We start from the raw sequence: 17,991 nt of genomic DNA on the forward strand, positions 1-17,991 counted from the left end.
GGGCGGAAACGCACCGGAAACCTGCCAAAAACTCCGGCACAACTTTACACTATTTTTACCAAAAATGGCCAAATGTGTCTTTGCAAACGGTCCGGGCACGCAGTCCGGGCGCATCGCTTTGGAAGGCATATCTGATGGACAATCTGCGCGGCAATTTCGGTGCTCTGGACGCATCCGACCTCGGCCCTGGTCTCGATTCGCTGGGGCTTGAGCCTGCCGTCGATTTCGATGAGCCGGAAGAGGATCACGATCCCACACCGCCGCCTTCCATCGGCACGGATGAGCGCCGCATGCAGGTGCGCGCCTACAATTTCTGGGCCAGCCTGCTCGACAATTGCAATTTCCCTTCGATCGAGGATCTTGATCCGGACAACCTTCCCGATTTCGGCCCGCATTCGGTGCTGCTCGATTTCTCCTGCGGTATCGACAATCCCGAAGTCAGCTATCTGGGCGACAAGCTGGCCGAGGAATGCGATGCCGGCAGCGCGACCATCACCCGCCTCTCGGATGTCCCGGCACGCTCTTTGCTGAGCCGCATCACCGATCATTACATGCAGATCATCGCCAACCAGGCACCGATCGGTTTCGAGGCGGAATTCGTCAACCAGCGCGGCGCGACGATCCTTTATCGCGGCATCCTGCTGCCTTTCTCCAGCGACGATGACACGATCGATTTCATCTATGGCGTCATCAACTGGAAGGAGATGGCCGAGGCCGATGCGGCAGACGAGCTGCTGCTCGAAGTGGACCAGGCTCTCGATGCGCCGGAAGAGCCGCGCCGCACTGAGGATTCCGGCATGGTGGACTGGGCCGATGGTCCTGCCGCTTTCGATATCGAAGAGCCGCTGGAACTGACGCATACGGTAGACGACCTTGCGCCGGTTGCCGGCCTTGCCGCTACCGATATCGCCGTCGCTGATCCTGCGGAGATGGAGTTGGCCGACTGGCTGGCGGTCGCCCGCGAGATGGCGCAGACCGCCAAGAGCAGCGAAGAGCGCACGCGCGCTTCCCTGTATGAAGCGGTGTCGCGCGCATACGACTTCGCTCTCGCCGCATTCGAAACGCCGGCCGAATTCGCAGAATTGCTGGCCGATTCCGGGCTGACGAGGCAGGATCGCGCGCCGATGACGCCGGTCGTGAAGCTCGTCTTCGGCGGCGAATACGACAAGACCCGTCTCACCGAATATGCCGCCGTCCTCAGCTGGGCCAAGCGTAATGCTGTGGAGCGCGGCGCCTTGGCAGAATTCCTGCGCAATGCCGAAGGCGGCCTTAAAGGGATTATCGCCGCCGAACGCGATTTCCGCCGCGACGCGGAAGGCACACCGCCTGCCCCCAAGAAAACGCGCGGGCCGAAAAAATCCATCGCCCGCAAACTGCGCGCCATCGAACCGCGCCGCTTCGAATCGCTCGCCAGCGAAGGCGAGGAATTTGCGCTGGTCATGGTCCGCCGCACCGAAAGCGGCGATGTGGTGATGCTGGGTGAAGTGCCCGGCAACACCGCGCTGATTGAAAAGGCGGCGCGCGAACTTATCGGCTGAAACCGTTATCGGAACCAGCCGCCATGCGGGCGGGTTGGAGAAAGCATGCCGCTTTTCCCGACCCGCCCGCTTCGCATCCAACCCTATTTCGGCCATCGCAGCGCCAGCCGCCTGATCCTGTCCGCCCGCGCCCTATATGGCGGGGAAGCGACCTTCGGCGAGAAGAGCGGCATGGCTGCCATCGGAACCATGCTCGGCCAATTCATCAGCCACGAGGCGGAGGGCGTAGAAGTCACTCTGGAAGTCGAGGGCGAGGACGGCCCGATCCTCTCGCACACGGAGATCACCGATAGCGAAGGTTTTGTCGAATTCGATGTTGCGCTCGATCCCGAATGGGATTTGCCCGATCATCCGATGTGGGAAACTGTAACCCTGCGCTGGACCAGTAGTGATGATTCGCAACAGGTCGAGGCTCATGTCCTCGCCCCGGCAGCCGATGGCAAACTGGCGGTTATTTCGGACATCGACGACACGATCATCGAAACCGGCATTACCGGCGGGTTGAAATCGGTCGCCGCAAACTGGGACCGGGTCTTCGCGCAAATGCCCTCGGGCCGCACCATCGTGCCCGGTGCCGACAGCTTTTATGCCGGGATCGGCGGCGGAGCGGCTGGCGGCAAGCGCTGTCCGAAAGAGCAGATGCCCGCGACGAAGCGGCCGTTTTTCTATGTCTCGTCGAGCCCGTGGAACCTCTTTCCCTACCTCGTCGCGTTCCAGCGCATGCGCGGCCTGCCGCTCGGCCCCCTGAAGTTGCGCGATTGGGGGCTGAACAAGCAGACCTTCGGCAAGTCGAGCCACGGTTCGCACAAGACATCGGCGATCGCCGACATTATCGAGATGTATCCCGACAAGCGCTTCGCCATGATCGGCGACGACACGCAGGGCGACTTGCCGGCCTTCGCCCATGCGGTAAAACAATTTCCCGGACGGATCGCCGCCGTTTTCATGCGCACAGTCTCGACAAAGCAATTCTCGCCCGAAGAAGAGGCCGGTATCGCGGCGATCAAGGATGCGGGCATCCCGCTGTGGATGGGCGAAGATTACGCCACCGGGCTGGAATTCCTTGCCGCCAATGGCTTTACGCCGGGCGGCGAGACCGAGCAGATCGTCAAGACGGTAGATCGCGTCGCGGATGACGACGCCCAGACCACCGCCGAAGGACAAGCCGCCGCAGTGCCGAGCCAGCCCGCATAATCTTCAGTTCCGGTTCAGCGCACAAGCCGCTAGGTTGGCGGCGATACTATGCGCATTCTCCGACTGATCCTCGTTCGCCTTACCGCGATTCTCGCTCTTTTCGCGATGGGCGTGCAGCCCGTCGCCGCGCAGGGCATTTCCGTGCTCCGCGATGCGGAGACGGAGGCGCTGCTGCAGGATATGACCGATCCGCTGGCGGATGCTGCGGGGCTTGGCCAAGGCGCTGTCGAGATCGTCTTGGTCAATGACAACTCGATCAACGCGTTCGTGGCGGGCGGACAGCGCATTTTCATCCATTCCGGCCTCATCAACGAGGCCGACACCGCGAATGAAGTGCAGGGCGTGATCGCGCACGAGCTGGGCCATATCACCGGCGGGCATATCAACCGCTTCTCCGAAGGCGCGGGTCAGTATACGCGGATTTCGCTGCTTTCCGCCCTGCTGGCCGTGGGCGCGGCGCTGGCAGGCGCGGGCGATGCGGCCATGGGCGTGCTGGCAGCCGGACAACAGGCGGCCATGGGCAGCTTCCTCGCCTTCAGCCGCTCGCAGGAGGCATCCGCCGATGCCGCAGGGGCGGAATATCTCTCCGTCGCCGGTATCAGCGGGCGCGGCAGCCTGACTTTCTTCGAGAAGCTGCAGAGCTTCGAATTCCGCCGCGGCATCAGCCAGGCGAATGAGCGCGAATATGGCCGCACCCACCCGCTTACGGGCACCCGCCTCGCGCGCCTGCGCGAAGTGTATGAGGCCGATCCCGCATGGGATGCACCCAGCGATCCCGACCTGGAGCGTCGCTTCCAGGCGGTCAAAGGCAAGCTCTATGGCTTCCTCGCGCCGCATGCGCGGGTGATGGCGGCCTATCCTGCCTATATGACCGGCACACCTGCGCGCTATGCCCGTGCCTATTCCTACCACCGCGAGGCACTGATCCCCGAAGCCTTGGCCGAGGTGGATGCGCTGATCGCCAGCGAACCGCAAAATCCCTATTTTCTCGAACTGCGCGGACAGATCCTGCTGGAGTCGGGCCGCGTCGAAGAAGCGCTACCGGCGCTGCGCGAAGCCACCCGCCTCACCAATTCCAACCCGCTGATCGCCACCAGCCTCGGCCATGCGCTGATCGCGACCGAAGAACCGGAGAACTATGTCGAGGCAGAGCAGGTGCTGCGCGCTGCCATCGGGCGCGATCACCAGAACCCGTTCGCGTGGTACCAGCTGGGCGTTGTCTACAATCACAATGGCGATGTTCCGCGCGCGCGCCTTGCAAGTGCAGAGCAGCAGGTGATGCAGGGCAATTTCCAGGGGGCCTTGGTGAACGCACAGGCGGCGGAGAACGCCCTCCCCACCGGCTCGCCGGACTGGCTGCGTGCGCAGGATGTGGGCTTGCAGGCGCGGCAATTGCTTGAACGGCAGCGCGATCGCAATTAGGCCCACTGCCCTATGAAAAGCTGGCTACTCACCGCCGCGATTGCGCTCATTGCCGGATTCGCCGGAGCGGCGGCATGGGATCATTCCGGCCTCGCGCCCGACCGCACGCGCGATGCCCTGATGGCCGAACCCGAAATGTTGCCCGAAGCGATGGCCGAATTGCAGCGCCGCGACATGATGGAGCGGATCGAGCCGATGCGCGCCGAGCTGGAAACGCCCTTTCCGGGTGCGGTGATGGGGAACCCGGATGGTAACATCACGCTCGTCGAATTCACCGATTACGCATGCGGCTTCTGTCGATCCAGCCTCGCCGACGTCAACAGCCTGATCGCCGCGAACCCCGATTTGCGGGTAGTGGTAAGGGAGTATCCGATCCTGTCGGATGGCAGCGTGGAGGCAGCACGCATGGCGCTCGCAGCAGCGCAGCAAGGCCGGTACGAAGCCTTCCACAATGCGATGTTCGCTGCCGATGGCCTGTCGACCGCGACGATCGAGGCGGCCGCGCAGCAGGCCGGGGTCGATCTGCAACAAGCACGCGCCGCCATCGACACCGGCATGCTCGACGATCAATTGCAGAACAACGTCTTCCTCGCCCGCAATCTCGGCCTCACCGGCACACCGGCATGGATCGTGGGCGACCAGGTGCTGAATGGAGCCGTCGGGGAAGAGACCCTGAGCGAGGCCATCGCCGAGGCCCGAGATTCCTGAGACAGGCCGCCTCGATTCCGCGGCGGACCCCACGCCTACGGCACTGAAATCCGCAGAGGGCCGCGCTAGAACCGGCTCGATGGCCGTCCTGCCGATCGAGCCCGTCCCGTTTTTCGAGGACAAGAACCGCGCCTTCTGGCGGCTGCAAATGCTCGGCTGGGGCGGCGCCTTCGTGCTGCGCGTGGCAACCTCTGTCGCGAATGAACGGCCATGGGACTTCCTGATCGTGGTCGCAATCGCAGCAATCGCGGGCTTTTCGATCAGCAGCGTGTTGTCGGTCGTCTATTCGCATCTCATCAACCGCAGCCCGGTGGTCACATGGACGGCCACCACGCTGGTGCTGCTGGTGGCAGTATCGGTTTCCGCCTTCATCAATGCATGGACCATCGATGTCTATCAGGGCGGCAGCGAGGGCGGCTTCATCCAGCTGATGCTGGGCGTGTTCTATATCGACATGGCGCTACTGGGCGCATGGTCGGCGCTGTATTACGCCATCAATTTCTTCCTGCAGGTGGAACAACAGGCGGACCGGCTGGAGCGGCTGGAAGCGCAGGCGACTAGCGCGCAGCTCGCCATGCTGCGTTACCAGCTCAATCCGCATTTCCTGTTCAACACGCTGAATTCCATCTCCACACTCGTGCTGCTGAAGCAGACAGAGCCCGCCAATGCGATGCTGACGCGGCTCTCGGGTTTCCTGCGCCACACGCTGGTCAACCAGCCGGGCGGCAAGGTGACCGTCGCCCAGGAAGTGGAGACGTTGAAACTCTATCTCGATATCGAGCGCATGCGTTTCGAAGAGCGGCTGCGCACCGATTTCCGGATCGATGATCGCGCCGCCCATGGCTGCATCCCCTCCTTCCTGCTCCAGCCCCTGGTCGAGAACGCGATCAAATACGGCGTCTCCGCGCAGGAGGAAGGCGCGCGCATTTCACTCGCCGCGCAAGTCATCGGCAGCCGCCTGCGCCTCACCGTTTCCGATACGGGGCCGGGCTTGCAGGGCACGCAGCGCAATGCCGAGAACATCGCCAGCCAGCCATCATCGACCGGCGTCGGCCTTGCCAATATCCGCGACCGGCTGGCGCAGGCCTATGGCGAGGATCACCGCTTCGATATCGAGACGCCGCCCGATGGCGGCTTCACTGTTATAATCGAGCTGCCTTTCGAGCGTGAGGAGCCAGAAACCGCACCGCAGAAACTTCCCGCCGCTTCGCCCGTTGGTTCGGGGCGGGCGGTGAGTAGACCCGAGACAGAACCGCAATCCGTCACTGCCCCCCAGACCGGAGCCAATGCATGAGCATCCGCACTATCCTCGTCGATGACGAGAAACTCGCCATTCAGGGCCTTCAGGTCCGCCTCGAACCGCACAAGGATATCGAGGTGATCGAAACCTGCGCCAATGGCCGCGAGGCTATCCGCGCCATCAAGACGCTGAAGCCGGACCTTGTTTTCCTCGACATCCAGATGCCGGGTTTCGACGGGTTTTCCGTCGTCAAAGGCGTGATGGACGTGGAGCCGCCGCTCTTCGTTTTCGTCACCGCTTTCCAGGAACACGCCATCCGCGCCTTCGAGGCAAATGCCGTCAATTACCTGATGAAGCCGGTGGATGAAGACAAGCTGGCCGACACGATCGAGCGTGTGCGCCAGCGCATGGCCGAAAAGGCCAGCGCGCAGGAGGCCGAGAAGCTGAAGGATGTGCTGGCCGAAGTCAGCCCCGAAAGCCTCGACGATATCGGCGGCGAGGACGGCAGCTCGGCCCGCTATGAAAAGATGATCAACGTGAAGGATCGGGGGCAGATCTTCCGCGTGGATGTCGACACGATCGAGCATATCGAAGCCGCAGGCGACTATATGTGCATCTACACCGGCGACAATTCGCTGATCCTGCGCGAGACGATGAAGGATCTGGAACGGCGTCTGGACCCGAAGAATTTCCAGCGCGTCCACCGCTCCACCATCGTCAATCTCGACCAGGTGCGGCAAGTAAAACCGCACACCAATGGCGAATGCTTCCTCGTGCTGGATTCAGGGGCTGAGGTGAAGGTTTCGCGGTCCTATCGCGATGTGGTGGCGCGTTTCGTGCATTAGGTGCTCTTGCGGTAGCCCGGCGACCGTGCCACCCATTCCCCGTTCGTCCTGAGCTTGTCGAAGGGCGAATTGGCGAAACCTGCGCGGTTTCGTGCTTCGACAGGCTCAGCACGAACGGACAATTATGACGTTTTCCCTTCAAGGCTTCGACCTCGACCGTTTTGTCCGCGAGACGCTGGCAGAAGACCTTGGCGAAGGCCTGGCTGGCGGCGGGACCGATGTTACCGCCACCAGCGTGATCCCCGCCGATGCGCGTTTCCAGGGCGTGATGGACAGCCGCGACGCCGTCACCGTGGCGGGCTTGCCCATTGCCGTCGCCTTCTTCCGCCACCTCGACCCGGACATGCAAATCGATGTGCTCGTGGACGAAGGCGCGAAGGTCGAACCCGGCGCGGACCTGTTGCGCCTTTCCGGCAACGCCCGCGCCATGCTGACCGCCGAGCGCAGCGCATTGAACACGGTGCAGCACCTTTCGGGTATCGCCACCCTGGTCCGGCAATATGTCACCGCGATGGACAACCCTGATTGCACCCTTCTCGACACGCGCAAGACCATTCCCGGGCTGCGCCACATCGAGAAATACGCCGTGCGCATGGGCGGCGGCAGCAACCATCGCATGGGGCTGTGGGATGCCGCCATGATCAAGGACAATCACATCCTCGTCGCTGGCAATGTGGGCGAAGCGGTGCGCCGTGCGCGCGATGCCGGTGTCGCCAACATCATCTGCGAAGTGGACCGTATCGACCAGATCGAACCGGCGCTGGCCGCAGGCGCCGATCACTTGCTGCTCGACAATATTTCGCCCGAAACCCTGCGCGAAGCCGTGCGCCTGATCGACGGCCGTGCCAAGACCGAAGCGAGCGGCGGCATCACGCTCGAAACGATCAAGGCCAAAGCCGCCAGCGGGGTGGATTACGTGTCCGTCGGTCGCCTTACACAGAGCGCGCCTGCTGCCGATATCGGCCTCGATTTCACGGTTGCGTGAGGCAGAGCCATGAAGTTGGCGCGCGGGCCGAGGCCGTGGTCCATTCGGCTGTTCGCCATCCTGTTCCTCGCCTCGGCACTGATCCGCTTCGTTGACGGACTGCTCGATCCGACCACAATGATCGTCGATCTCTTCCGCTGGTTGCCGAATATAACCATCACGCAGGACATTGCCGTCGTCGCGCTCAACGCGCAATTCACCATCGCATTGATACCGGTCGCGCTGATTTGGTTTCGCGCCAGCCGCATTGCGCGCATCCTGATCGGCGTGATGGTCGGCGTCCGGTTGCTAGCGCTTTCAGAGCTCGTAGCGGCATGGCAACAATGGGGCGCGCTCGATCCCGTGGAGCCGATAATGCTGGCCTTGTCCGCCGCCGCGCTGGCGCAACTGTTCACTCCGTCAGCCAATCGCTGGATTGCGCTCAAGGGGAGGCGTGAGGCCGATGCGTTCGAATAAGATCAGCGTGAGGATGGGCATGGCGGCGGCGCTATGTGCGCTGGTCCCGACAACCGCCCTCGCCCAGGCCTATCAGTGCCGCGTGCCCGATGCGCCGGTCAGCCTGCCGCGCATCGAGCGTGACGGGCCGGTGCGGCAGATGCCGGTGACGGGATATACTCTGGCGCTCAGCTGGAGCCCGGAATTCTGCCGCTTCCGCGATGACGAGGCGCGCCATGCCCGCCAATGCTCGGGGCGCGCGGGGCGCTTTGCCTTCGTCGTCCACGGCCTGTGGCCCAATGGCGAGCGGGGCTGGCCGCAATGGTGCCCCACGCGCCGCCAGCCGAGCCAGTCCGAGGTGCGCGCCAGCATGTGCATGTCGCCCGACGCCGCGCTGATCGCCCGGCAATGGGCGAAGCACGGCAGCTGCATGACACGCGATCCGGACGCCTACCAGCAGGTCACGCGCATCCTGTGGAACAGCCTGCGCTGGCCCGATTTCGACCGCCTCTCCCGCCGCCGCGACCTGACCGCCGGCGAGATCCGCACCGCCTTCGCCGATGCCAACCCGTACTGGAATGCGGAGGATGTCGGGCTAGTGCTCAATAGCCGCGGATGGCTGCGCGAAATGCGCCTGTGCTACGGCGCGGACTTCATGCCGACGGCCTGCGACGCGCGGCGGTATGGTCCAGATGACGGGGACGAGGTGCGCATTTGGCGGGGGCTTTAGGAACCTGCACCACGTCACCCCGGACTTGATCCGGGGTCCCGCTTATTGTGAGAGTGACAGCCATGGATCGCGAAACGCACGGCGGTTGGCTGTACATCATGGCTGACCGTTATCGTGGCACAATGTATGTCGGTATGACTGCCGACTTAGCCGCGCGGATCGTTCAGCACCGCGATGGGTCTGGCTCCAAGTTCTGCGCAGAATACGGACTTACCAAGCTTGTTTGGGCGGAGAAGATTGCGCCAATCCACCTTTGCATCGAACAGGAAAAGCGCATGAAGAAGTGGCGGCGTGAATGGAAAATCGCGCTAGTCGAAAAGGCTAATCCTGACTGGAAGGAGCTGTTCGAGCAACTGATCTAGAAAGAGAGCGGGGCCCCGGATCAAGTCCGGGGTGACGTCAAAAAACCGAAATTACCGCCTCTCCCTGAAAAACCCGCGCAACAATTCTGCCGCTTCAGCCTCACCCATGCCCGAATACACTTCCGGCGCATGCAGGCATTGCTCTTGCGCGAAAACCCGCGCGCCGTGATCGACCGCGCCGCCTTTCGGGTCCGGCGCGCCATAATAGACGCGCGCGATGCGGGCATGGCTGATGGCGCCTGCGCACATGGCGCACGGTTCCAGCGTCACATAGAGGTCACAGCCTGTCAGGCGGTCGTCGCCCAGCGCCTTGGCTGCGCGGCGAATCGCTTCGACTTCGGCATGGGCGGTCGGATCGTGGGCGCTGCGGGTCAGGTTGTAGCCTTCGCCAATGATCTCGCCCTGCTTGACGACCACGGCTCCCACGGGCACTTCGCCGACGCGTGCCGCCTCCTGCGCCAGCGCCAACGCGCGCTGCATCGGTTCGGGAAGGGGCCATTTCGTCACGGCATCGGCGCTACAGCTTCGCTTGACGAATCTCCACCCCCCCTGTATGCGCGCGGCTTTCCAGCCTACACGCTGTATCCAACCACGTTTCGAAACGAGAGAATTCGCCATGTCGCGCATCTGCGAACTTACCGGCAAGGGCCGCCAGGTCGGCCACAATGTGAGCCACGCCAACAACAAGACCAAGCGCGTCTTCCTGCCCAATCTGCAGAACGTCACGCTGATGAGCGAGAAGCTGGAAAAGAGCTTCAAGTTCCGCGTGTCCACGCACGGCCTGCGCTCGGTGGAGCACAATGGTGGTCTCGACAACTGGCTGCTCAAGACCCGTAACGAGAAGCTGTCCACGCGCGCCCAGAAGGTGAAGCGCGAGCTGAAGAAGGCCCTGAACGAGGCCGATACGCAAGCAGCCTAAGCCGCTTCGCTATTCTTCGAAGACATGCAGAAAAGCGCGCGTGGGTTCTCCCTCGCGCGCTTTTTCTTGTTCGCCGTCCAGATCAAGGAAAAGCTGCACCACCAGCGTGCGCTGGAAAGCGCTGAAATTGTCGTCCGAGATAAGCCAGATCTCCGCGCGGCCATCTGCCGTCTCGCGCACGGCGATGCCCTCGTAATTCTCGCGCGGGACGATATCGTCCAGCCGCACCAGGATTTCGGGCGACAGCGTATCGCCTCCTGCCACAGAGCCGATATCGGCGATTGCCAAGGTGACCGAGAAACTCGGTGGCAGACTGTAATCAACCGTCCGCAGCAGCACCAGCAGGCGGCCATCGGGCAGCAGCGCCGCATCGGTGACGCCGTGATCTTCCACCGGCCATTCCACCGTGAAATCGGTGAGCGGCGTTCCGGCAATAGGGTCGCGGGCGAGGATATGCGCAGTCTGGCGCAATTCCGGGAATAGCAGGAAGCGACCGTCGGGCAGCCGCACCATGCCTTCCAGCCCGACATTGCTACCCCAATCGACCTCGTCGCCCAGCATGCGCAGCCCATCGGCCTCGCCGCGCGGCGGAAAGCGATGGATGGCATGGGTATATTCGAAACCGAGCCACAACCGGCCATCGGGCGCGGTGACGGCGGATTCCACATCCCACACACCCTGCGGATAGGTGCGATGCGGTCGCACCGGGCGAATGTCGTAGGCCGAACGCCGAGCGGTCGGCGGATCGAAGGCGAGGACATGGCCCCTGTCCGAGAACGCATGCAACCGGTCATCCTGCCAGACCAGCGCGGAAAAACCGCCAAAGCCCGACCCGCTGCCGTGTATGTCCCACACGCCGCCGACTTCGACGCCATCGGGCGGTTCTGAAACGACCTCCCGCTCGACCGCGGCAACCTCAAGCGTCCCGCTCGCCTGTTCCGTCAGGGCGGTTCGCACGAAGGTGCCGGGTGCCAGCGTCAGAGCCAGCGCCATTCCTGCCAGAAGATGCTTGCCCCGCATGGCCCTGACGCGCGTCGGCGCGCCTTACGGCATGGGGCCGGTAAAGAGGATCGGGTCGAGCCGCGCATCGTGCCATTTCAGGCTCCAGTGCAAATGAGGGCCAGTCGCCCGACCGCTCGATCCGATTGCACCCAGCCGCTGGCCTTGGCGCACCACATCGCCTTCGCTCACCGCAATATCGGACAGGTGCAGGAAAGCGCTGTTGAGCCCCGCGCCGTGGTCGATGATGAGGAGATAGCCTTCGAGGCTGTAGGGTCTGCCCGTCGCCAGCGTCACTACGCCATCGGCAGGCGAAACGAATGGCGTGCCTGTGGGCAGCGCGATGTCGATACCCGAATGATAGCTGCCCGGCTCACCCTGGTAGATGCGCTGCCGGCCGAACATGCCGGAGATACGGCCCGTCGCAGGCCAGATGAAATCCTGCGCCCAGCCGCCTGTATCGGAGCGCACCTGCCGCGCATTCCAGATCGCTTCCAGTTCCGGCGCGCGGCGGCGGCGGAATGCCTCGCTGCTGCCGCTTGGGCGCAGCGGCACATTCACGCGCTCGATATTCCAGCTGCGCGGCGAAACGCTGACAGGGCTGCGGATTTCGCGGCCATCGGCCAGCGTGGCGACCAGCGCCATGGTTTCGCCAGCATCGCGGTCGAACGCGGCGAGGAATCGGCCGTCGCCGTCGATCAGCAATTCCTGCTCGCCGAGGCGCGCGGAAACCGTGCCGCCCGGCACCTGGCCGCGGATGTAGCCGCCTTGCGTCAGCTCGCCATCGAAGAGGAAGGTGGTCGGGCCGGTCGGGGTCGGGGTGGGCGTAGGCGTCGGTGCTGGCGTCGGCGTGGCAATCGGCTGCACGACCTCCACCGTCGTCGGACTGGCCGCGGGCGCGGGTTCGGGCGCTTCGGCCTCGGGCACTACGGCGCATGCGGACAGAGCGAGAGCGAGCGCGCTCCCGGCGAGCAGGCGGATCACATATCCTCCAGCGCGGCGCGGGTGGAGAGTTCGCAGGACGCATAGGCCTCCTGCCGGTCCACGCTCCAATAGCGCAATTCCTCCAGCGGCACGGGTACGCCGCTCATGGCGCACAGCACGTAATGGCCGGGTTTCACAACGCGAAAGCCGTTCGGGCCGTAGATCAATGTGGCGGGATTATCGGATGAAGACATCAGCATGGCTCGTCATGTAGGGGCTCGCTGGCATCAAAGCAATTTGCCTTGGCTGTCATCGGCAGCAGGCCGGCTGCGCTTCTTCGGGCGCGGGGTGGCAGGAGCCGGCGGCGGCGCATCGCCGGGCGCGACCTGCACCGATCCATCTGCGAATTCCAGCGTAAGCCGCGACTGGGCGGCGGCCACATCGCGGCTGGCGATGACGGGGTGGCCCTCGGCGCTCACCAGAGCATAGCCGCGCTTCAGAGGCGCTTTCGGGTCGAGTTGCAGGCGCAAGCGCTCCAGCGCAGCGAGGCGCTGGCGGCCATCGGCGAGAGGGCGCTGCACCAATGGAGGCGTGAGACGCGCCGAAGCGAGGCGCTGGCGAGCATCGCGCAGGTTTCCGCGCAGGATAGCGGGCGACAAGCGCAAATCCGCCAGCCGCTCGCGCCCCTTGGCCGCGCGGTCGACCAGCCCTCGCCGCAATCGCTCGCCCAGATCGTCCAGACGTTGCGCGTAGGGTTGCAACAATTGCTCGATCGGCGGCAGGCGGTCCGCGCGCGCCGCCAGCCTTTCGCGCCCCAGCTCGACAGGGCGCATCACCACCTTGCGCTGGCGCAGGCCGAGATCGTCCAGAGTGGCGACGAGATCGCGCAGCACCGGCACCGCCATTTCCGCAGCCGCAGTGGGAGTAGGCGCACGCTTGTCCGCCGCATAGTCGCACAGCGTGGTGTCGGTTTCGTGCCCTACCGCGCTGATGACCGGGATGGGCGATTCGGCCACCGCGCGCACCACCATTTCCTCATTGAAGCTCCACAGATCTTCGATAGAGCCTCCGCCGCGCGCTACGATCAGCAGGTCCGGGCGCGGAACGGACCCATCTGGTTCGAGTGCGCCAAAGCCACGAACCGCATCGGCAACCTGCTTTGCCGCGCCCTCGCCCTGCACCAGCACCGGCCACACGATCACATGCGTGGGAAAGCGATCCTCCAGCCGGTGGAGGATATCGCGGATCACTGCGCCCGTGGGTGACGTCACGACGCCAATGGTTCTTGGCGCAAAGGGCAAAGCGCGCTTGCGCTCGGGTGCGAAAAGCCCCTCCGCCTCCAGCCGGGCCTTGGTCTTTTCCAGCAGCGCCAGCAACGCGCCTTCGCCCGCAATCTCCATCCGCTCGATAACGATCTGGTATTTGCTGCGCCCGGGATAGGTGGTCAGCTTGCCGGTCGCGACGACTTCCAGCCCGTCCTCGGGACGAAAAGCCAGCCGCCCCGCCGTCCCTTTCCACATCACGCCATCGAGCACTGCCTTCTCGTCTTTGAGAGCGAGGTAGACATGCCCCGATGCCGCCCGCTTCACGCCCGACAATTCGCCGCGCAGCCGCACATAGCCAAAGCGATCTTCCACCGTGCGCTTCAGCGCAGCGGAAATTTCGCTAATGGAGAGGGGCGCGGAATTGTCGCCCGCCTCGCTGGTCGCTACGAGCCTGTCACTGGAATCGTCGTCGAATGGGGAATTGCGGTTCATGAATATCCTGGTGCTTGGCGGGGGCGGCCGCGAACATGCCCTGTGCTGGAAGCTGGCGCAATCCGATCGCGTAGCGAAAAACGGGGGCAGGTTGTTCGCCGCGCCGGGTAATCCGGGCATGGCCGAATGCGCCGAGTTGGTGACACTTGATGCAAAAGACCATGGCGCGGTAGCCAGCTTTTGCGCCGCGCATGCCATCGGCCTCGTCGTGATCGGTCCGGAAGCGCCGCTGGTGGACGGCCTCGCCGATAGCTTGCGCGCGGCGGACATCGCCGTCTTCGGCCCGTCGAAAGCAGCCGCCCAACTGGAAGGCAGCAAGAATTTCACCAAGGCGCTGTGCGATCGCGCGGGCATCCCCACCGCAGGCTATGTCCATCGCACCTCGCTGGAGCAGGCCCGCCAGGCGCTCACCACATTCGCTCCGCCCTTCGTGCTAAAGGCAGACGGGCTCGCCGCGGGCAAGGGCGTAGTGATTGCCGACAGCGAGGAGCACGCGCTCGAAGCGCTGGAGGACATGTTCGGCGGCGCATTCGGCGATGCCGGCGCCGAGGTGGTGATCGAGGAATTCATGGCCGGCGAGGAAGCCAGCTTCTTCGCGCTCACCGATGGCGAGACCGTGCTGCCTTTCGGCACGGCGCAGGATCACAAGCGCGTGGGCGAAGGCGATACCGGCCCGAATACCGGCGGCATGGGCGCGTATAGTCCGGCGCGCGTGCTGACCGATGAGCTTGTCGCCGAGACGATGGAGCGCATTATCTTTCCCACCGTGCGCCAGCTGGCGAAGGACGGCACCCCTTATTCAGGCGTGCTCTATGCAGGCCTGATGTTGACCGACGACGGCCCGAAACTGGTCGAATACAATGCCCGCTTCGGCGATCCGGAATGCCAGGTGCTGATGATGCGCCTGCAAAGCGATCTCGCCGACTACATGCTCGCCTGCGCCAGCGGCACGCTAGCCGCGATGCCCGAGCCGGACTTTGCCGATGACACCGCCATGACCGTTGTCATGGCCGCAAAGGGCTATCCCGGCACGCCCGAAAAGGGCGGCGCGATCGATCTGGGTGATGCCGAGGCAGATGGCGCGAAAGTCTTCCATGCAGGAACGGCAACGCGCGACGGCCAGCTAGTGGCGAATGGGGGCCGCGTGCTGAATGTCACTGCGGTGGGTGCGGACACCAAAGCCGCGCAGGACGCCGCCTACCGCGCGGTGGATGCGGTGGATTTCCCCAGCGGCTTCGTGCGGCGCGACATTGGCTGGCGCGAGGTTTCGCGGGGTTAGGCTTTTCGCTCGGCGGCCTTCGGTTCTGATGGGTGTCCCATACCAACTCCGCTCGTCCTGAGCCTGTCGAAGGACTGCTTTTTCTTGCAGTCCTCACGCTGAAGAAAGGGTAGCAACCCTTCGGAGTCGACGGCGGCACGCAGCGCCACCAGCTCAGGACGAGCGGTGGCGTGGCAAAGGCTTTCCTACAGCTCCACCCGCAGGCAAGCCGGTGCGTTATGCGCTACACCGCCACCTGTCATACGCTGTTTTCTCCCGGCGAAGTGTCAACTTCGCGATTCCAGCACTATACCGTTGGAACACAGGCAGAATCTGAGCGAAAAGCCCGCCGCAGCCGTGTCAACTTTGTCAGCTTCGACCGCTCAGCCAACTTTCTCCGCCATAAGCGCTTTCAAATCGGCTTCGGGACGGGGGCCGTAATGGCTGATGATCTCGGCAGCAGCGACCGCGCCGCGCTTGAGGCACTTGGCGGGGTCTTCGCCGCGCACATGGCCGTAGAGGAAGCCAGCTGCGAAGAGGTCGCCCGCGCCAGTCGTGTCGACCACCTTGTCGATGGGCTCTGCCGCCACATCGGAGCGGGTGCCGCCGGTGACACAGGTCGCGCCCTTCTCGCTGCGCGTGGCGACCAGCACGGACACCTTGTCTTGCAGTGCGGCAATGCCATCATCGAAGCTCTCCTCGCCCGTCAGCGCGGCAAGCTCAACCTCGTTGCAGAACAGGATGTCGATCAGCCCGTCGTCGATCAGCGCGCGGAAATCATCGCCGTGGCGGGAGATCACGAATGCATCGGAGAGCGTGAAGGCAACCTTGCGGCCCGCGCCGCGCGCGGTTTCGATGGCAGCGCGCATGGCGCGGCGCGGCTCTTCCGGGTCCCAGAGATAGCCTTCAAGGTAAAGGATCTGCGCGCCGCCAATGGCTTCCTCGTCCAGCGCTTCTGCCGGAAGGAACTGGCTCGCGCCAAGGAAGGTGTTCATCGTGCGCTGCCCGTCGGGCGTCACGAAGATGAGGCAGCGCGCGGTGCTTGGCTCGCCTTCACGCGAGGGCGTGTCGAAGTCGATGCCCACGGCGCGAATGTCATGGGCGAAGACATTGCCCAGCTGGTCGTCCGCCACCTGCCCCACGAAAGCGCATTGCGCACCCATGGCGGAAAGGCCCGCCAGCGTGTTGGCGGCGCTCCCGCCGCTGATTTCCTTTGCCGGACCCATCGCGGAATAGAGATCAGCCGCCTGCGCCTCGTCCACCAGCTGCATGCCGCCGCGCGTCAGGCCCAGCTCTTCCACCAGTTCATCCGAAGCGGGGGCCATCACATCGACAATGGCATTGCCAATGGCGATTACGTCGTAACGAGGGGAAGTCATGCAGGGTCCTTCTAAAAATCGTGTCGCTATGCGCGAAGCGGCGTTGACTTGGCGGAAGGCCCGCGCAATCGCAAGCGCTTATGGGCGTTCTCGCGACATCGCTGGCTCTGGGCCTTCGCCAGATGTGGGATGGCGCGGTGCTGCGCGTATTGCTGAAGAGCCTCGCGGTGACGCTGGTGCTGTTCGTGATCGTGGCGACGGCGGGCTGGTTCGCGCTGGACTGGCTGCTGGCGCGCAGCGGGCTGGAAGATACGCTGTTCACCGGTGCGGGCGCATTGCGCGGGGCGTTGTCGCTGCTGCTGGCTCTGCTGGGCCTGTGGGTCATCTGGCGGATCGTGGCGATGGGCGTGATCAATTTTTACGCCGACGACGTGGTGCAGGCGGTGGAGCGGCGGCACTATCCCGATGCCGCGCATCAAGCCCGCGACTTGCCGCTGGGCGAGCAGCTGCGCGCCGCTTTGGCGGCGGCGGGCCGCGCGCTGGTCGCCAATCTGATTGCGGCGCCGATAGCGCTGGTCCTGCTGTTTACAGGCGTCGGGCCGTTCCTCGTCTTCTGGCTGGCCAATGCCGTGCTGCTGGGGCGCGAATTGCAGGACATGGTCTGGCTGCGTCATCGCCATGCGAGAGGCCAGCGCGCGCCGGTGCGCAAGGCGGAGCGCTTTGCTCTCGGCGGTGTGGTTGCGGGCCTCCTTGCCATCCCCTTCGCCAATTTACTCGCACCGATCCTCGGCGCGACGAGCGCCACCCATCTGGTCCATCGCCGCTTGCGGGCCCATGAAAGTTCCTGACATGCGTTTTTCGATCCTGCTTCTCGGCAGCCTCGCCCTGGCCGCCTGCACCACTACGCCGCAGCCGCAAGCCGCGCCGCCCCCGCCGCCGCGGGAAGTCCCGCCGCAAGTCGTACCGCCAACCGATGCGCGACCGGTTGTCACTGCTCCCGGCTTCATCGCGCCGCAGATCATGGAAGGGCCGGGACTGGGCGGCATCATCCGCGAGGCTGCGCCCACACTGCTCGCGCGCTTCGGCCAGCCGCGGCTGGACACGCCCGAAGGCGATATGCGCAAGCTTCAATTCCGGTCGGAGGCTTGCGTGCTCGATGTCTATCTCTACCCGCTTTCGCCGGGCGCGGAGCCGGTGGCGACATGGGTCGAAGCGCGCCGGGCCAGCGACGGTGCGGCGGTGGACAGGCTGGCCTGCATCCAGGCGCTTTCCGTCCCGCGCTAGGCGGTTCTACGCATGCGCTAACCGCGTTTTAACCCTGCTGCGGCATGCTGGCGCGCGACAGGAGACACTATC

The 17,991-nt window shown here is 64.3% G+C and carries 20 protein-coding genes; 14 read left to right on the forward strand and 6 right to left on the reverse strand.

The features are described from left to right. Nucleotides 1-134: 134 nt before the first annotated feature. The 10 genes from BMF35_RS03040 (at nt 135) to BMF35_RS03085 (ending at nt 9,459) form a co-directional block, all read left to right on the forward strand. On the forward strand, nt 135-1,538 hold the full coding sequence (locus BMF35_RS03040) for a PAS domain-containing protein (protein WP_047006860.1): 1,404 nt from the start codon (nt 135-137) through the stop codon (nt 1,536-1,538). A gap of 45 nt (nt 1,539-1,583) precedes the next feature. Beyond that, complete coding sequence (locus tag BMF35_RS03045) at nt 1,584-2,732, forward strand: phosphatase domain-containing protein (RefSeq protein WP_047006861.1); 1,149 nt, start codon at nt 1,584-1,586, stop codon at nt 2,730-2,732. Between the two features lie 48 nt (nt 2,733-2,780). After that, nucleotides 2,781-4,154: a M48 family metalloprotease gene (locus BMF35_RS03050; RefSeq protein ID WP_047006862.1), complete on the forward strand. Its 1,374-nt coding sequence runs from the start codon at nt 2,781-2,783 to the stop codon at nt 4,152-4,154. A 12-nt stretch (nt 4,155-4,166) separates the two neighbouring features. After that, nucleotides 4,167-4,862, forward strand: a complete 696-nt coding sequence (locus BMF35_RS03055) for a DsbA family protein (RefSeq protein WP_047006863.1) — start codon at nt 4,167-4,169, stop codon at nt 4,860-4,862. Nucleotides 4,863-4,941: 79 nt separating this feature from the next. Further along, nucleotides 4,942-6,156, forward strand: coding sequence for a sensor histidine kinase (locus BMF35_RS03060; protein WP_047006864.1), 1,215 nt, complete (start codon nt 4,942-4,944; stop codon nt 6,154-6,156). Continuing rightward, complete coding sequence (locus BMF35_RS03065) at nt 6,153-6,947, forward strand: LytR/AlgR family response regulator transcription factor (RefSeq protein WP_047006865.1); 795 nt, start codon at nt 6,153-6,155, stop codon at nt 6,945-6,947. The genes BMF35_RS03060 and BMF35_RS03065 overlap by 4 nt, the downstream gene beginning before the upstream one ends. A gap of 124 nt (nt 6,948-7,071) precedes the next feature. Then, the gene (nadC, locus tag BMF35_RS03070; RefSeq protein ID WP_047006866.1) at nt 7,072-7,932 is read left to right on the forward strand and encodes a carboxylating nicotinate-nucleotide diphosphorylase; all 861 of its coding nucleotides are present in this window, start codon (nt 7,072-7,074) and stop codon (nt 7,930-7,932) included. 9 nt (nt 7,933-7,941) lie between these two features. Beyond that, a complete protein-coding gene (locus BMF35_RS03075; RefSeq protein WP_047006867.1) occupies nt 7,942-8,388 on the forward strand; it encodes a hypothetical protein in 447 nt (148 codons plus the stop codon). Further along, nucleotides 8,375-9,097, forward strand: a complete 723-nt coding sequence (locus BMF35_RS03080; RefSeq protein WP_047006868.1) for a ribonuclease T2 family protein — start codon at nt 8,375-8,377, stop codon at nt 9,095-9,097. Before BMF35_RS03075 ends, BMF35_RS03080 begins: the two co-directional genes overlap by 14 nt. A gap of 62 nt (nt 9,098-9,159) precedes the next feature. Next, complete coding sequence (locus BMF35_RS03085; RefSeq protein ID WP_047006869.1) at nt 9,160-9,459, forward strand: GIY-YIG nuclease family protein; 300 nt, start codon at nt 9,160-9,162, stop codon at nt 9,457-9,459. A gap of 51 nt (nt 9,460-9,510) precedes the next feature. On the opposite strand, the gene BMF35_RS03090 is transcribed toward BMF35_RS03085, so the two are convergent. Then, on the reverse strand, nt 9,511-9,966 hold the full coding sequence (locus BMF35_RS03090) for a nucleoside deaminase (protein ID WP_071961164.1): 456 nt from the start codon (nt 9,964-9,966) through the stop codon (nt 9,511-9,513). A gap of 109 nt (nt 9,967-10,075) precedes the next feature. Here BMF35_RS03090 and rpmB point away from each other — a divergent pair, with 109 nt between their 5' ends. Next, nucleotides 10,076-10,378 (forward strand): 50S ribosomal protein L28, encoded by a 303-nt coding sequence (gene rpmB, locus BMF35_RS03095; RefSeq protein ID WP_047006871.1) that lies wholly within the window; start codon nt 10,076-10,078, stop codon nt 10,376-10,378. Nucleotides 10,379-10,387: 9 nt separating this feature from the next. Here rpmB and BMF35_RS03100 read toward each other — a convergent pair whose 3' ends face one another. Genes BMF35_RS03100 through xseA form a run of 4 tightly spaced genes read right to left on the reverse strand, consistent with a single transcriptional unit; the run spans nt 10,388 to nt 14,058 of the window. Beyond that, the gene (locus BMF35_RS03100) at nt 10,388-11,371 is read right to left on the reverse strand and encodes an esterase-like activity of phytase family protein (protein WP_162273597.1); all 984 of its coding nucleotides are present in this window, start codon (nt 11,369-11,371) and stop codon (nt 10,388-10,390) included. Between the two features lie 51 nt (nt 11,372-11,422). After that, nucleotides 11,423-12,361 carry a M23 family metallopeptidase gene (locus BMF35_RS03105; protein ID WP_052766047.1) on the reverse strand — a complete coding sequence of 313 codons (939 nt, stop codon included), beginning with the start codon at nt 12,359-12,361 and terminating at the stop codon, nt 11,423-11,425. Next, nucleotides 12,358-12,561 carry a DUF2093 domain-containing protein gene (locus tag BMF35_RS03110; RefSeq protein ID WP_047006873.1) on the reverse strand — a complete coding sequence of 68 codons (204 nt, stop codon included), beginning with the start codon at nt 12,559-12,561 and terminating at the stop codon, nt 12,358-12,360. Before BMF35_RS03110 ends, BMF35_RS03105 begins: the two co-directional genes overlap by 4 nt. A 27-nt stretch (nt 12,562-12,588) precedes the next feature. After that, complete coding sequence (gene xseA / locus BMF35_RS03115; RefSeq protein ID WP_047006874.1) at nt 12,589-14,058, reverse strand: exodeoxyribonuclease VII large subunit; 1,470 nt, start codon at nt 14,056-14,058, stop codon at nt 12,589-12,591. Between xseA and purD the strand changes: the two genes are divergently transcribed. Further along, the gene (gene purD, locus BMF35_RS03120; protein ID WP_047006875.1) at nt 14,057-15,337 is read left to right on the forward strand and encodes a phosphoribosylamine--glycine ligase; all 1,281 of its coding nucleotides are present in this window, start codon (nt 14,057-14,059) and stop codon (nt 15,335-15,337) included. The genes xseA and purD overlap by 2 nt on opposite strands. A 362-nt stretch (nt 15,338-15,699) precedes the next feature. On the opposite strand, the gene BMF35_RS03125 is transcribed toward purD, so the two are convergent. After that, nucleotides 15,700-16,695 (reverse strand): adenosine kinase, encoded by a 996-nt coding sequence (locus BMF35_RS03125; protein WP_071961165.1) that lies wholly within the window; start codon nt 16,693-16,695, stop codon nt 15,700-15,702. An 80-nt stretch (nt 16,696-16,775) separates the two neighbouring features. Here BMF35_RS03125 and BMF35_RS03130 point away from each other — a divergent pair, with 80 nt between their 5' ends. Together BMF35_RS03130 and BMF35_RS03135 are read left to right on the forward strand one after the other, a co-directional pair. Then, nucleotides 16,776-17,483: an EI24 domain-containing protein gene (locus BMF35_RS03130; protein WP_047006877.1), complete on the forward strand. Its 708-nt coding sequence runs from the start codon at nt 16,776-16,778 to the stop codon at nt 17,481-17,483. After that, nucleotides 17,470-17,919: a hypothetical protein gene (locus BMF35_RS03135; RefSeq protein ID WP_236781548.1), complete on the forward strand. Its 450-nt coding sequence runs from the start codon at nt 17,470-17,472 to the stop codon at nt 17,917-17,919. The genes BMF35_RS03130 and BMF35_RS03135 overlap by 14 nt, the downstream gene beginning before the upstream one ends. Nucleotides 17,920-17,991: the final 72 nt, after the last annotated feature.

The sequence above is a fragment of the Aurantiacibacter gangjinensis genome (assembly GCF_001886695.1).
Taxonomy (GTDB): Bacteria; Pseudomonadota; Alphaproteobacteria; order Sphingomonadales; family Sphingomonadaceae; genus Alteraurantiacibacter; species Alteraurantiacibacter gangjinensis.

Excerpts from the sequence above, each read along its gene's own strand:
- BMF35_RS03040 (WP_047006860.1), top strand. The coding sequence starts at position 135 with ATGGACAATCTGCGCGGCAATTTCGGTGCTCTGGACGCATCCGACCTC.
- BMF35_RS03045 (WP_047006861.1), top strand. The coding sequence starts at position 1,584 with ATGCCGCTTTTCCCGACCCGCCCGCTTCGCATCCAACCCTATTTCGGC.
- BMF35_RS03050 (WP_047006862.1), top strand. The coding sequence starts at position 2,781 with ATGCGCATTCTCCGACTGATCCTCGTTCGCCTTACCGCGATTCTCGCT.
- BMF35_RS03055 (WP_047006863.1), top strand. The coding sequence starts at position 4,167 with ATGAAAAGCTGGCTACTCACCGCCGCGATTGCGCTCATTGCCGGATTC.
- BMF35_RS03060 (WP_047006864.1), top strand. The coding sequence starts at position 4,942 with ATGGCCGTCCTGCCGATCGAGCCCGTCCCGTTTTTCGAGGACAAGAAC.
- BMF35_RS03065 (WP_047006865.1), top strand. The coding sequence starts at position 6,153 with ATGAGCATCCGCACTATCCTCGTCGATGACGAGAAACTCGCCATTCAG.
- nadC (WP_047006866.1), top strand. The coding sequence starts at position 7,072 with ATGACGTTTTCCCTTCAAGGCTTCGACCTCGACCGTTTTGTCCGCGAG.
- BMF35_RS03075 (WP_047006867.1), top strand. The coding sequence starts at position 7,942 with ATGAAGTTGGCGCGCGGGCCGAGGCCGTGGTCCATTCGGCTGTTCGCC.
- BMF35_RS03080 (WP_047006868.1), top strand. The coding sequence starts at position 8,375 with ATGCGTTCGAATAAGATCAGCGTGAGGATGGGCATGGCGGCGGCGCTA.
- BMF35_RS03085 (WP_047006869.1), top strand. The coding sequence starts at position 9,160 with ATGGATCGCGAAACGCACGGCGGTTGGCTGTACATCATGGCTGACCGT.
- rpmB (WP_047006871.1), top strand. The coding sequence starts at position 10,076 with ATGTCGCGCATCTGCGAACTTACCGGCAAGGGCCGCCAGGTCGGCCAC.
- BMF35_RS03100 (WP_162273597.1), bottom strand. The coding sequence starts at position 11,371 with ATGGCGCTGGCTCTGACGCTGGCACCCGGCACCTTCGTGCGAACCGCC.
- BMF35_RS03110 (WP_047006873.1), bottom strand. The coding sequence starts at position 12,561 with ATGCTGATGTCTTCATCCGATAATCCCGCCACATTGATCTACGGCCCG.
- purD (WP_047006875.1), top strand. The coding sequence starts at position 14,057 with ATGAATATCCTGGTGCTTGGCGGGGGCGGCCGCGAACATGCCCTGTGC.
- xseA (WP_047006874.1), bottom strand. The coding sequence starts at position 14,058 with ATGAACCGCAATTCCCCATTCGACGACGATTCCAGTGACAGGCTCGTA.
- BMF35_RS03125 (WP_071961165.1), bottom strand. The coding sequence starts at position 16,695 with ATGACTTCCCCTCGTTACGACGTAATCGCCATTGGCAATGCCATTGTC.
- BMF35_RS03130 (WP_047006877.1), top strand. The coding sequence starts at position 16,776 with ATGGGCGTTCTCGCGACATCGCTGGCTCTGGGCCTTCGCCAGATGTGG.
- BMF35_RS03135 (WP_236781548.1), top strand. The coding sequence starts at position 17,470 with ATGAAAGTTCCTGACATGCGTTTTTCGATCCTGCTTCTCGGCAGCCTC.